Origin of the sequence: Loktanella sp. D2R18 (assembly GCF_003318235.1) — a bacterium.
Lineage (GTDB): Bacteria > Pseudomonadota > Alphaproteobacteria > Rhodobacterales > Rhodobacteraceae > Yoonia.
Map to the genome: position 1 here is coordinate 487,937 of NZ_QOCG01000030.1, position 12,644 is coordinate 500,580.

The following is a 12,644-nucleotide window of genomic DNA, read 5'->3' on the forward strand; positions in this document are numbered from 1 at the left end:
TTTTTACCGCTTTGCGACAGGTCTAAAAAGGCAGGGTGCATGTTGTCTGGATCGTTTGTGCAGGAATTGTGCAGAGGCTAGCCCGCGCAAGCATCCCGAATGGCGCGAATATTTTCGCCATATGGCGCTGGGTTAGCGACGCTTCCGCCTCGGAACACGGCAGAACCCGCAACCAGCACATCTGCGCCCGCAGCGGCAACAAGCGGTGCAGTTGTCGGATCAACGCCGCCGTCGATTTCAATGTGGATCGGACGGTCGCCGATCATTGCGCGCAATTCACGCACCTTATCGACTTGCGAATGAATGAATTTCTGTCCGCCAAAACCGGGGTTCACAGTCATCACACAGATCAGATCAACCATATCGAGCAGGTATTCCACAGCGCTTGCCGGTGTGCCGGGATTGAGCGCGATACCCGCCTTGGCGCCCGCCGCGCGGATCGCTTGCAACGTGCGGTGAATATGCGGGCCAGCCTCAACATGGGCGGTGATCACATCAGCACCAGCCTGCGCAAAAGCCTCGATATAGGGATCAACGGGCGCGATCATCAGATGCACATCCATAACACCCTTAATATGCGGGCGAATCGCGGCGCAGGTCGCCGGACCAAAGGTAATATTGGGCACAAAATGCCCGTCCATTACGTCCACATGCACCCAATCTGCGCCCTGCGCTTCGATTGCGGCACACTCCATGCCAAAATTCGCAAAATCAGCAGACAAGATTGACGGGGCGATTTTCAAAGAGCGATCAAAGGACATATGGCTACCTCGTGTTGATGATTTGCAAGCAGATAGCGCGCGCCGCACCAATTGTCACGTTATGAAGATATATGCTGCAACGCAGAAAAACCTGTGCTATCCGGAGGTATGGCCAATATTTTGCGGTACAAAGATATACTCCACGATGGGGCGCAAATTCACCTGACGCGCGCGACATTGACGTCTCAACGCCCCAAAGCCTTACATTCGCACGATTTTTTTGAAGCCTTCTGGGTGCAAAACGGCCAAGTACGCCACCATACGCCCGATAGAATCACAACCCTGCACGAAGGTGATCTTTGCTGTTTGCAGCCCGGTCAAACCCATGCGCTACAAGGTCGCGGCGAACATGCGCTAGTCGTGTCGCTTTGCATTCATCCGGCCACAATCACCGCACTAGCGGACCGCCACCCAGACCTGAACGGTCATCTTTTTTGGGCAGATACGCCGCTGGTCCAACATCACCGCGATATCCGGCAATTGGCAACGCTCAACCACGCAGCGGTAGCGCTGGAACGCAGTGACCGCAGCGCCTTGCAGGCCGAAGCATTTTTGCTGCCGCTTTGCGCGGACCTAACGGCGGATCGGGGGCAAAAATCCGCGCCCGCATGGCTCAATGATGCCAGCCATGCCGCCAAAGATCCCGACGTATTTCGCCAAGGTGCAGCCGGGTTCGTCGCCTTAACCGGCAAGGCGCACCCGCATGTCAGCCGCACGATGCGCAAATACTACGGTCAGACCCCATCGGATTTCGTGAACAGCTTGCGCATGGCACATGCTGCGCGCGCATTGATCACCGATAGCGACCCGATCAGCGTGATTGCCGCAGATGTCGGTATTCCGAATATGTCGCATTTTCATAAATTGTTTCGGGCGACCCATAGGCTTACCCCATTACAATACCGTCAAAGCTTTCAGCGCCAGTTGGTGCAGCCGCAAACCTAGCTGCTGATAAATCGTTTTGACCAGTTGATCAAAACTTGCCATTTAGGGGACGAACTGTCAGTCTTACATGGCAATGCAGGAGGCCCCCTTGCAATCTACCTATTCCAATACCTTGCACAAACTTCCACAGGTGCAAGAACAACGTAACGACGGCATGCCACTTGACCTTGATTGGGTCATGGCTGTGCAGGCAAACACATCCGCGATTGAACGGCGCGCCAAGACCCTTCCGGGGCGGCGCAGCGTCAAAAAGGATTACCAAGCGGCATGGCTGTGCAAAGCAATCAGCCTGATTGATCTGACCACCCTATCGGGTGACGATAGCGAAGGACGCGTGCGCAGACTTTGCGCCAAGGCCCGCCAACCTGTGCGCGCGGATATTTTGGATCAGTTGGGTATGACCGGGCTGACCACTGGCGCAGTTTGCGTTTACCACGATATGGTCGAAACGGCTGTTGCGGCGCTGGATGGGTCCGGCATTCCGGTTGCCGCTGTCTCCACCGGGTTTCCTGCGGGCTTGTCACCGTTTCATTTGCGCATTGCCGAAATCGGCGAAAGCGTCAAAGCGGGCGCAGCAGAGATCGACATCGTGATTTCACGCCGACATGTGCTGACAGGAAACTGGCAGGCACTTTATGACGAGATGAAAGCGATGCGCGAAGCCTGCGGCGACGCCCATGTCAAAGCCATCCTTGCTACGGGCGAGTTGGGCACATTGCGCAACGTCGCCCGTGCATCATTGGTCTGCATGATGGCCGGAGCCGATTTCATTAAGACCTCGACGGGCAAAGAACCCGTCAACGCCACCCTGCCCGTCACCCTGACCATGATCCGCGCGATCCGCGATTATCAGGACCGTACTGGAATCAAAGTTGGCTACAAACCTGCGGGCGGCATTTCCAAAGCCAAAGACGCGCTTGTCTATCTGTCGATGATGAAGGACGAGCTGGGCGACCGTTGGTTGCAACCCGATCTGTTCCGTTTCGGTGCCTCGTCCCTGCTGGGCGACATTGAACGGCAACTCGAACATCACGTCACGGGTGCATACTCCGCATCTTGGCGGCACGCGATTGGGTGATGTCATGAACGATTGGATCGAAATCCTTACGAGCGCTGAATTCCTCCTCTTTTTCACGGTTACCGTCTTCGTTTCCGTTTTGATCGTGCGACAAATCAAATCTCATAGTATTGCCAGCGAACAGCTGACAGACGACGAACGTGAGGTTTTTCACAAGCTCTACACGATCCGGCGTGAGCGCGACGCAATGCCCAAAACGCTGGAGGGATACGCAAATTCTTCGGATCGAATGAAGCGCATCATTTCCATCGGACTGCCAATTCAATTCTTGGCCCTACTTCCGCTACTTTATTCCCTCTACGATCGGTATGCATTCCAATGACCATCAAAGAAATCTTCGACACTATGGATTACGGCCCTGCTCCTGAAAGCGCATCAGAAGCCCTGCAATGGATTGCGGATCGTGACGGCATTGCCGGCCACTATATTGACGGCAAATGGGGCGCGTTGCGCGATGATTTTGCGTCCAACAACCCTGCCACTGGCGAAAAGTTGGCAGACGTGACCAAAGGCACGGCTGATGAGGTCGACGCCGCTGTCAAAGCAGCGCGTAAGGCGCAGCCTGCTTGGGCCAAGTCAGGCCATAAACGTGCGCGTGTGCTCTATGCGATTGCCCGGCTTTTGCAGAAACACAGCCGTCTGCTGGCTGTGATGGAGACGCTTGATAACGGCAAACCGATCCGCGAAAGCCGCGATATTGATGTGCCCTTGGCGATCCGGCATTTTTATCATCACGCCGGTTTTGCCCAGCTGATGGACGATGAATTGCCTGACCGCGAAGCATTGGGTGTGTGTGGTCAGATTATCCCATGGAACTTCCCGCTGCTCATGCTCGCGTGGAAAATCGCGCCTGCGCTGGCGATGGGCAATACGGTAGTATTGAAACCTGCTGAATACACATCGCTGTCGGCGATGGTGTTCGCGGATATCTGTACCCAAGCAGGCGTGCCGCCGGGCGTCGTGAACATCGTGACGGGCGATGGCGACACAGGTGCCTCATTGGTTAATGCCGCTGTCGATAAAATCGCCTTCACTGGATCAACCGAAGTCGGGCGGAAAATCCGCGAAGCGACGGCTGGATCAGGTAAGGCCCTATCCTTGGAACTTGGGGGAAAATCCCCATACATCGTCTTTGATGACTCCGATATCGACAGCGCCGTCGAAGGGCTGGTCGACGCCATTTGGTTTAACCAAGGCCAAGTTTGCTGCGCCGGGTCGCGGCTTTTGGTGCAAGAAGGGATCGCGGACAGGTTCTATGCCAAGCTTAAGTCCCGCATGGACGGACTACGCATCGGCAACCCATTGGACAAGTGCATCGACGTCGGCGCGATTGTGGACCCCGTCCAACATGCGCAAATCAGCGCGATGGTCGACTCAAATACCGAAGGCGAAACCTACCAGATCGCGGCCCCCGAAGGCTGTTTTTATCCGCCAACTTTGATCACCGGATTGTCGTCGGCATCCACGCTGATGCAAGAAGAAATCTTTGGCCCCGTGCTGGCGGCGACCACATTCCGCACGCCTGCCGAGGCTGTCGAAATCGCCAATAATACGCGCTATGGCTTGGCGGCGTCAGTCTGGTCCGAAAACATCAACCTCGCGCTTGATATCGCGCCAAAACTGGTTTCGGGCATCGTCTGGATCAATGGCACCAACATGATGGATGCGGCGGCCGGGTTCGGCGGGGTGCGCGAAAGCGGCTTTGGTCGCGAAGGCGGTTGGGAAGGCTTGGCAGGATATACAAAACCCAAAGCGACGGCCAAACCGGTCAAACCCGCGACACCTTTTGCAGGCGCGGACAGCGCAACGGCGGACCCATTGGACCGCACCGCAAAATTCTACATCGGCGGCAAACAAGCGCGCCCCGACGGCGGTTACTCAAAACCCATCTACGGGGCCAAAGGCGCATTGCTTGGCCATGTCGGGATCGGCAACCGCAAGGATATTCGCAACGCGGTTGAAGCTTGTAACGCTGCCAAAGGCTGGTCCAAAACAACCGGCCACCTGCGTGCACAAATCCTTTATTATATTGCCGAAAACCTATCGGCACGAGGTGATGAATTCACCGCGCGGATCAACGCGTTAACTGGCGGAAAATCCGGCGCGGCAGAGGTAGAGACCGCCATTCAGACCCTGTTTACCTATGCGGCATGGGCCGACAAATATGACGGTCAGGCGCATGGTGTGCCGATCCGTGGGGTCGCACTGGCGATGAAAGAATGCGTCGGCAACATCGGCATCTTATGCGATGATACCCCCCTGACGGGACTAATCAGCGCGCTGGCCCCGGCCATTGCAATGGGGAACCGCACGGTTCTGATCCCAAGCGTCGCCTACCCACTGGCGGCGACTGATTTCTATCAAGTGTTGGAAACATCCGACGTGCCAGCGGGCGTGGTGAACATTATCACAGGCGATCACGCGGAACTGGCACCAACGTTGGCGGGTCACATGGACTTAGACGCCGTCTGGTCATTCTCAAGCAGTGATGTGAGCGGCGCAATTGAGCGCGCGAGTGCGGGAAATCTGAAGCGGACTTGGGTGAACAACGGACTCACCATTAGCCCGCGCACGCAAGACTATCTTCAGGCTGCAACAGAAGTAAAAAATATCTGGATCCCTTACGGCGAATAGCGCCGTAAGGACCTGCTATTTCTTGCTGCGCCACGTATCCAGCCAGCGCGAAATGCGGCCTTTGCGGGCTGCAACACCTGCTTGGACTTCGTCAACGCGGTGGCCCGCGCTATCCATCAGCGGGTCAACCGTACGTTCACGGAACTGGCGCCACATGGCGCGGATGAACGCGAGACCGACGATCAAGAAGAGAAAGAACACGATGTTGAACCAAGGGATGATCGTCACATCCGGGCCAGCGACCGTGCGCACGCCCACGGCATTGGGGTAGACAGATGCCCAGCGAATACGCCAACCATAATGGGTGACCACGGCCCATTCATCGCCGCGTGCGGTATTCGCGGCCTCGGCCTGCAAATCGGAGCTGTCAAATTTGAAATATGGAGGCCAAATCCAGCCTGTGTCCTCATTCCGGTAGACCATCACACCGGTCGTGTCGCGCGGAATAAATCCCAACAGAAACGTCTTTTTCTTATTGGTGTTGATGAGGCGCAAATCGCGGGTTGGTTGTTCAACGGAGCCTGAATCAGCCTGCGCATAAAACAGACGATTGTAAGAGCTGAAATCGGTCCGAATAACTTCGGTCGAGGTGACCTGCACCACATCATGCTGCGGCAGAACATAGTGAAATATTGCCCCAAAGACCAAGAATACGGCGACGCGAAAGGCGATCTTAATACGGTGCATGATATTTCCTTAGTTCGCGTTCATGACATAGACGATCGTGATTATCACGATCGTTGGCACGACATAGACCAGCCCAATTAATTTGGGCCGCAGTGAGTTATTATAGGCGGTCATGCCAGCCTCGACATAGGCATCATGTGCATCTTGATCAATATTACCTGGGTTTTCCGCAATATATTCTTTCTCAAGCCGTTCGCGTCGCACAGACCGCGAATAAATCGCAATCATCCAATACAGCACCGTCATGGCAAAAAGGCCAAATACGATCAATCTGACAAAAGCCATTAGCTTCTCCTTCCGACAGCGCCCCAGGGACCGACACGGGTAATCAAATCAGGTTGCCGTTTGGCACGCGGCTCCTCCATCGGGGCCTCGTGACCAAACAATGCTTCTCGGGTGCCAGCTTTATCGACTTGGTATTCGCGATCAAGGAAATCAGCGACATAGGCGCGCTTTTCATCGGCCCATGTGGCGTAGGCGCGATAAAACACCTCCTTGTGGCAGATAAATAGCTGGCGAATGTCCAGCGGGGTGAGCTCTGCCAAAAGCATATTGACCAGATCCGCATCCGCGTGTGGTTTGGCGCGCAGGGTGTAAAAATAGGCGGGATGTTCTGATGTAATCTTTGGCCACGGCCCGTCTTCTTCGGCCCAGCGGACAAGTGCCGCCAACCCCTGCCACGCTTCTGGCAACAGCGCCGCATATTGACGCCCAAGCCTGCGCAGGTCGCGCCGGGTCGCCCCCGTGAGGTTCTCACCCATGGTTGCCGCGACTTCCATCACGATGAAATCCATCTTTTGATGCAAGATCGCTGCTGCATCGACACCACGCGCATCAATGATCGGTTCGACCAGATTGTTCAGGCTCAGAAACTTTGCAATTGCCGAGCGGTCGTTCAGGTCAAAGGTAAAATTGATTGGCAGCTTCCTCAGATCATCCTTATCGGACGCCGCAATCGCCGCCGGGTGTTCAACACCGCGAAACAAGTAGATACCACCAAACAGATCGGTCCAAAAATTGTCTTGGTCGAATTCCATCTGCTGCAAACGCACCGGGTTGCGCATGACATCCCCAGTTTGTTTGGCCATACCGATCATCTCGGCAATCAGGACATCATCAAACCATGCGTCTTGTTCTGTTTTAAACTGGTCAATTTTCCGCCCCAGCTTATCAGCCATCGCAACGGTGCCCGTGGTCGTGTCGGCCTCGATCTTGACTTTCCGGATATCGAACAGCCGGGCAGGATTGTCGGCTAAATAGACCGAATTTACCAATTCACCCGCGACGGCATCGCGCGTTGTCAGCGCAAATAGCTCTGCACGGTTTTCAGTGATGAATTGCTTGAGGATGCCGCGCGCGGTCGAAAACTTTGCGTTCAGCAAAGGAGCCCCAGCCTGTTCCGTCGTCAGGAGAATAAACTGCCTGTTCACACCTGCATGGTTCAGGTAAAGCGGGTCGCCCAGTTCATCGCCAATCTCGGGACTGTAACCAGAAATATCAATATGAAACACATTTTGCTGCGTTTCTTTACCCGTAAGGTGTTTTAGCGCACGATTGTAGCGCTCAACCAATACCGGGCTATCCACCCGGATCAGGTTCCCAAACATCAGGCCCTTTTCGATCAAACGATGCATATCAGCGCCTTACCTACCATGTTTTATTTACCCATCTGCGCGGAAGTGCCGCCACCGAAAGCACCATAATCGGACCCCAGATGATCACCGACATCAGCCCCAGCCGTCCAAAGAAGGTGACGTTTTTTGTCCAGCCTTCCGACATGACCTCTGCAAATGGCGCGCCCTGCCAGATGTAGAGCCCAACAAAGAAACATCCCGCAATCACGAACAGCAAAACCGACGACAAAAACGCGTTGAACAGCAATGGCATAACACCTTCGGGTAGCAGTTGCGCCAATAGGCGCGGCACGGCAAACCCCATCACGGCAATCAGCAGTGCCGGAAGCAATAAGCTATCGGCGAGAATATCACCCATGGTCACGGGTCCAAGTCACGATTTACCCCCTAGATAGCGTTTTTTTGCCTCTTCTTGGCGACCAAAGTCGCGGACCATGTTTTCGATTGCGACCTCGTCGGATTTATCGGCATAGCGGAATTCGCTGTCGGCGTAGCGGTTGATTTCTTGCACGACCATGTCGACCGTGATTGGCACGCGCAGGTCTGAAATCATTGCTTTCTTGGCGTCGTAGTCTTTGAACATGAACAGATCGGGATCTTCCATCCATTCGTCCGGCAATTCAAAGTCCATCGCGCGCACCTTCACCGCGTCGGTGATGTTCTTGATCGCCCGGCCGGTAAAGCGTGGATCGGCTTCTTGGATGGCTTTCAGGTAGGTGCCCATTTTGGCGATTGTATCTAGGTCACCGATCTCAGACGACACTTTGTCGTAGACGTTGAGCAACCCAATTTCTTTGGGCCGCGCGTGGCCTTCAAACGAGGCCGCGACTGCTTTCTTAATCTCTTGCGCGCTAAAGACCTCATGCGCGCCGACGGGGATATCGTGGTTTTTACCCATCAACAGATACAGGATGTCGATATAGTCATCGCGTGTTTGCGGCCCATCCACAAGGAAGCGCGCACCGGCACGTTGGCGCAGCGCGTCGTCGACGTTTTCAGGATAGTTTGAAAACATCCCAAACGTACAATTCCCACGCACAACAGTATTCGCGCCCGCGAAGCTTTCCATCAGCACAGCCGTAATTTCCAACTGCCCGGCGGATGATTGACGATCGCCCCGTTTGCCAGCAAGCTGATCGATGTCGTCAATCGTGCCAAAGCCAATCACATGCGGATCAAGCACGTTGTTGATGAACGCTTTCGCATTTTGACCTGATTTACCCTGATAGCTGTCGATATTATCGGTCGACAGGTTTTGATAGCGGAACGGGTAGCCCGCGACCTGACAGTAATCATTGACCAAACCGGCCATCATTTGGATCAAGGTCGTCTTACCGGTCCCCGGTTTCCCATCGCCCATAAAGGTAAAGATAAACCCACCGAGTTCCGCAAACGGGTTTAGTTTGCGATCAAAATCATAGGCCATGACCATCTTGGCCAGTTTCATCGCCTGATATTTCGCGATGTGGTTACCGACGACCTCGTTCGGTTTTTTGAAGGTCATGGTCAAGGCCGACCCTTTGGCCTTGCGGGCCGGGGTAAACCCTTGGATCGTGAAATCATCCGCTTCGACGCGCCAACTGGCAGCATTGAACGACGCCATATGCGCGGCGGTGCTCGCACGCTGCGCCACCCGGTCCATCAACTGTTCGCAATAGGCAAGCATCGTAGCGATCATCGTGGGCTCGTCCTTGGCGAATTGGCCCAGCTTTTGATCAAGTTCCCAAATCGCACCGTGCAGCGCCAAGGGCGCGTTGTCGGTCAAAACCTCATCAACGGCGCCCACATCAACGCTGGCCTCCGTGCCGTGGCTGGCCAAAAGGAACGAGGTCGCATTGGCAAATGTATACAGCGCGATCAGGCTCTCAGAAGCCAAATACTCTGTGAATTCTACTGAGCGTTCCGCGGGCAAACGCCCCTCAAGATTGATGCGTTTCAGTTCCGTCAGCGGGGTTTGATCGGAATAGGCATCCGCAACGGTCAAGGCAATCGACATAGCGCGACGCAGCGCATGCGCGACCGAAGCCTGCGCAGGTGATGTCAGCGGATCATCATCATCGGTTTCCGCCAAACGGTCGAGCAGCCGCACCCCACCCGAAGGCGCAGATGTGCGCGACAAAAGACCGGGCGTGGTTGACCGAAACCGTCGCCGGGTCGCGGCAACATCAGGTGATTTTTCAGGCGCTTCAAGCGACAGCCGCGCCTTGGCCAAGCGCGGGCTATGGTCCAAATGCATCAGCATTTCGGCCACAGGCATATAGTGTTTGCGAATATCGTCCTCGCGCAGTTCCATCTGATCGCTTGGCTGGCTCATAATTCTAATTCCAATTCGTTTCGTTCAAAAACTTACCGATAGCTTAACACGCGGCCATTATCGCTGACGACGAACTTGCGCACGTCGTGAAAACCCGGCGGGTTGCGTTCGGCCAATGCCTGATAGGGGCGTTCGGGCATGATCAGGGACCGTTCCATATTTGTTGCGCCAAGGTTGGACCCGCCCTGTTCAAACACATCGCGCGCGAAAATCTGGCGCTCTACCGATCCGAACCACCCGGATTTCACGTGCTCAACGCGTTCGGCGACAAGTTCTTCTTCGGTCCAGACAAGCGCCCAATCTTCGCCCACGGGCGCATTCGCGGCCTCGAGCACCTCGCGCAATGGCCCTGACTGACGGGTAAAGGCGTTGCTATACATCGGGCCTATGTGGAAACGGCGCAGTCGTGTCGGGTGCAGATCATCGAAATCTTCGTCAAAACCTTTGGCAATTGTCAGCAGTTTTAGCCCGGCCACCGACTGCGCCATCAGATGCGCTTGGGCCTCTGGCCAACGGCGTTCATCCTTGGGCAGGCCCGTGCGGCCCGTGTCCTCTAGGTCCATCAGATAAATCGTTGGCAGGTTGATCTGGCTGTCATAGACGGCCCAATGCACCTGAAATACGCGGCGGTCGCCCTTGTTTTTCACCCAGACGGCCTGCGGATCATTGCGCGCCCAGAACTGATCGCCGCGTGCCAATTCATCATAATAGAGCCGCTGCGACAGCGCATATTGCAGCTTTGTCGGGATTTCTTGTTCGCCCAAGATCACCCGCACCATCTGATCTTTCAGATCATCGGTGCTTGGCATCGACGCCAAATGGCGTTCCGCCTGAAGCGCGTCATTCGCCATTTCTAACAGCTCTTGATAGACTGGAAACCCGCTATCAACCCGGTCAAACGTCAGCTTGCCTGCATGGGCGAACCGCCCCGAGAAATGATATTTATGCGCGAGCGCCGTGAAGGTCCAGTTCAGCCCCACAAGATAATGCGCCAAAGCTTCGATATCGAGCCGCGAAAATCGGCCTTCGGCCTCCATCGTCGCGGCGACCTTGGTGAGGTAGCCGGTGATCCGCTGAAACTTGCCAAAATACCGGCGCGTAACGCGGGTATCTTCGAGCTTGATGTGATCGGCTTGGAGGTTCGTTGTCATCGCGCTTCCTCCATTCCTTGCTTAAATGCGGCTAACCACTGAGGCAGCTTAATTTTCAGGCCTTCAATCAGCATCAACACCACAAACAATACAAAAGCGACATGAAACCAAAGCTTCGATATCACGTGAACATAGTATTCAAACCAGCTAACGCCCACCCAGCCGAAACGCCCCGGGTGATATGTGCGATCATCTCGAAATTCCAACTGAGGGAGTCCGTCAACGATCTGCGCATCCAACACATAGCCGCCAGAAAACAGAGTCGCAAAAAAACCGAAGGCGATCATCGATATCCAAAACACTCCGAACACCCGACTTTCTAGTAAGGTCACTCCCTATTCAGCCCCATACTGATTGCTATCATGCTTTTCGACGATGGTTTGGAAACGGCGCATGAAACGCTCGTCGGCTTTCGCTTTTTGTTCTAGCACTTCGCGCGCGAATACCATGTGGTCTTCGTGGGCTTCCATCATGTCGGCCATGCGGCCTGTGGTGGCTGCACCGATGGCGGCCATCGCGGTTTGGGCTTCTTGGTCGGTTTTCACGCCGATTTCGTTGATCTTATGCGCCACATCTTGTTGCTGCGCGGTTTTCAACGATTTGGACAGGGCATCATACAGCACAACACGTTGTTTGGTGTCTGTTTGCAGCTTGTTGATCAGCACCATCTGCGTCGCCGCTTGGTTCTGCAAACTGTCGATCCAAGTCTTGCCCTTTTCGATGTAACGCTCAAGCGTCTGGGACTTGGCCAGTTTCACTTGCTCGGCCTGCACCATTTCGTTGTATTTTGAGTTGAGCCCCGCCAGTTCGGTTTCCAACTTGGTCCGCGCAGCTGCATCTTGTTCAACAGAAATCTTACCTTCGAGCGTAATGATCTGTGGATCAATCGCCAAAATATCGGCACGGACAGCTTCCAATTCACCCACGACCGCTTCGCGCTCATCCAACGTGCCAGCAAGGTTGCGTTCAACGCTGACCTTTTGTTCGTTCAACACTGTCAGCTGCCCTTCAAGCAGCTTCATGATGACGTCAGATTTGCTGATTAGGTCCTGCAATTTGTCGTCGATGGACGCGGTGCGCATCCGTTCCTGGCGCATGCTTTCAGACTTGCCTTTGCTGAAAATGCCAATGAACGATTCCATGCCGGTTTTATTGCGCATTTCCTCAAAGTCTTTGGAAAACGCGGATGTGACATCATCCAGCCCCATGATCAGTTCCGCGATATTCGCGTTCATCAGGTCGGTATGCGCGTGCACGTCTTCGAGGCTCGCATTTTCGATATCAACAGCGATATCCGTCCCCTCGGCCATCTTGGTACGTGCTGTTTCAATCCGGCTGGTTAATTCTGAAATCTTGCTTTGCGCGGCAGCTACCTGCGCTTGCGAATCTTGAATTTGGGTTTGGAAATCGGCCATTAAAATATCCCTCGTTTATTATGCG

General features: G+C 54.7%; 13 protein-coding genes. 4 read left to right on the top strand and 9 right to left on the bottom strand.

The features are described from left to right. Window positions 1-77: 77 nt before the first annotated feature. A complete protein-coding gene (rpe, locus tag DS901_RS15935; RefSeq protein WP_113777884.1) occupies window positions 78-761 on the bottom strand; it encodes a ribulose-phosphate 3-epimerase in 684 nt (227 codons plus the stop codon). A gap of 108 nt (window positions 762-869) precedes the next feature. Here rpe and DS901_RS15940 point away from each other — a divergent pair, with 108 nt between their 5' ends. The 4 genes from DS901_RS15940 to DS901_RS15955 all read left to right on the top strand — a co-directional run bounded on the left by DS901_RS15940 (window position 870) and on the right by DS901_RS15955 (window position 5,418). Further along, the gene (locus DS901_RS15940) at window positions 870-1,706 is read left to right on the top strand and encodes a helix-turn-helix transcriptional regulator (protein ID WP_113777885.1); all 837 of its coding nucleotides are present in this window, start codon (window positions 870-872) and stop codon (window positions 1,704-1,706) included. Window positions 1,707-1,779: 73 nt separating this feature from the next. Next, a complete protein-coding gene (gene deoC, locus DS901_RS15945) occupies window positions 1,780-2,784 on the top strand; it encodes a deoxyribose-phosphate aldolase (RefSeq protein ID WP_113778072.1) in 1,005 nt (334 codons plus the stop codon). A 4-nt stretch (window positions 2,785-2,788) separates the two neighbouring features. Further along, window positions 2,789-3,106, top strand: coding sequence for a hypothetical protein (locus DS901_RS15950; RefSeq protein ID WP_113777886.1), 318 nt, complete (start codon window positions 2,789-2,791; stop codon window positions 3,104-3,106). Next, window positions 3,103-5,418, top strand: a complete 2,316-nt coding sequence (locus DS901_RS15955; protein ID WP_113777887.1) for an aldehyde dehydrogenase family protein — start codon at window positions 3,103-3,105, stop codon at window positions 5,416-5,418. Before DS901_RS15950 ends, DS901_RS15955 begins: the two co-directional genes overlap by 4 nt. Window positions 5,419-5,433: 15 nt before the next feature. On the opposite strand, the gene DS901_RS15960 is transcribed toward DS901_RS15955, so the two are convergent. From DS901_RS15960 to DS901_RS15995, 8 genes are read right to left on the bottom strand one after another with little or no spacing between them, the layout of a single operon-like run. Next, complete coding sequence (locus DS901_RS15960) at window positions 5,434-6,105, bottom strand: DUF1523 family protein (protein WP_113777888.1); 672 nt, start codon at window positions 6,103-6,105, stop codon at window positions 5,434-5,436. Between the two features lie 9 nt (window positions 6,106-6,114). Then, window positions 6,115-6,390, bottom strand: coding sequence for a hypothetical protein (locus tag DS901_RS15965; protein WP_113777889.1), 276 nt, complete (start codon window positions 6,388-6,390; stop codon window positions 6,115-6,117). Beyond that, on the bottom strand, window positions 6,390-7,739 hold the full coding sequence (locus DS901_RS15970; RefSeq protein ID WP_113777890.1) for a DUF6638 family protein: 1,350 nt from the start codon (window positions 7,737-7,739) through the stop codon (window positions 6,390-6,392). Before DS901_RS15970 ends, DS901_RS15965 begins: the two co-directional genes overlap by 1 nt. Before the next feature lie 13 nt (window positions 7,740-7,752). Further along, the gene (locus DS901_RS15975) at window positions 7,753-8,097 is read right to left on the bottom strand and encodes a hypothetical protein (protein WP_113777891.1); all 345 of its coding nucleotides are present in this window, start codon (window positions 8,095-8,097) and stop codon (window positions 7,753-7,755) included. 15 nt (window positions 8,098-8,112) lie between these two features. Further along, a complete protein-coding gene (locus DS901_RS15980) occupies window positions 8,113-10,053 on the bottom strand; it encodes an ATP-binding protein (protein ID WP_113777892.1) in 1,941 nt (646 codons plus the stop codon). Between the two features lie 32 nt (window positions 10,054-10,085). Next, window positions 10,086-11,204, bottom strand: coding sequence for a hypothetical protein (locus DS901_RS15985; RefSeq protein ID WP_113777893.1), 1,119 nt, complete (start codon window positions 11,202-11,204; stop codon window positions 10,086-10,088). Beyond that, window positions 11,201-11,536 carry a hypothetical protein gene (locus tag DS901_RS15990; RefSeq protein ID WP_147249955.1) on the bottom strand — a complete coding sequence of 112 codons (336 nt, stop codon included), beginning with the start codon at window positions 11,534-11,536 and terminating at the stop codon, window positions 11,201-11,203. The genes DS901_RS15985 and DS901_RS15990 overlap by 4 nt, the downstream gene beginning before the upstream one ends. A 3-nt stretch (window positions 11,537-11,539) precedes the next feature. Next, window positions 11,540-12,619, bottom strand: a complete 1,080-nt coding sequence (locus tag DS901_RS15995) for a hypothetical protein (RefSeq protein ID WP_181820896.1) — start codon at window positions 12,617-12,619, stop codon at window positions 11,540-11,542. Window positions 12,620-12,644 lie beyond the last annotated feature (25 nt).

Bases quoted from the DNA above. Each gene is read 5' to 3' on its own strand.
- rpe (WP_113777884.1), bottom strand. From the start codon at position 761: ATGTCCTTTGATCGCTCTTTGAAAATCGCCCCGTCAATCTTGTCTGCT.
- DS901_RS15940 (WP_113777885.1), top strand. From the start codon at position 870: ATGGCCAATATTTTGCGGTACAAAGATATACTCCACGATGGGGCGCAA.
- deoC (WP_113778072.1), top strand. From the start codon at position 1,780: ATGCAGGAGGCCCCCTTGCAATCTACCTATTCCAATACCTTGCACAAA.
- DS901_RS15950 (WP_113777886.1), top strand. From the start codon at position 2,789: ATGAACGATTGGATCGAAATCCTTACGAGCGCTGAATTCCTCCTCTTT.
- DS901_RS15955 (WP_113777887.1), top strand. From the start codon at position 3,103: ATGACCATCAAAGAAATCTTCGACACTATGGATTACGGCCCTGCTCCT.
- DS901_RS15960 (WP_113777888.1), bottom strand. From the start codon at position 6,105: ATGCACCGTATTAAGATCGCCTTTCGCGTCGCCGTATTCTTGGTCTTT.
- DS901_RS15965 (WP_113777889.1), bottom strand. From the start codon at position 6,390: ATGGCTTTTGTCAGATTGATCGTATTTGGCCTTTTTGCCATGACGGTG.
- DS901_RS15970 (WP_113777890.1), bottom strand. From the start codon at position 7,739: ATGCATCGTTTGATCGAAAAGGGCCTGATGTTTGGGAACCTGATCCGG.
- DS901_RS15975 (WP_113777891.1), bottom strand. From the start codon at position 8,097: ATGGGTGATATTCTCGCCGATAGCTTATTGCTTCCGGCACTGCTGATT.
- DS901_RS15980 (WP_113777892.1), bottom strand. From the start codon at position 10,053: ATGAGCCAGCCAAGCGATCAGATGGAACTGCGCGAGGACGATATTCGC.
- DS901_RS15985 (WP_113777893.1), bottom strand. From the start codon at position 11,204: ATGACAACGAACCTCCAAGCCGATCACATCAAGCTCGAAGATACCCGC.
- DS901_RS15995 (WP_181820896.1), bottom strand. From the start codon at position 12,619: ATGGCCGATTTCCAAACCCAAATTCAAGATTCGCAAGCGCAGGTAGCT.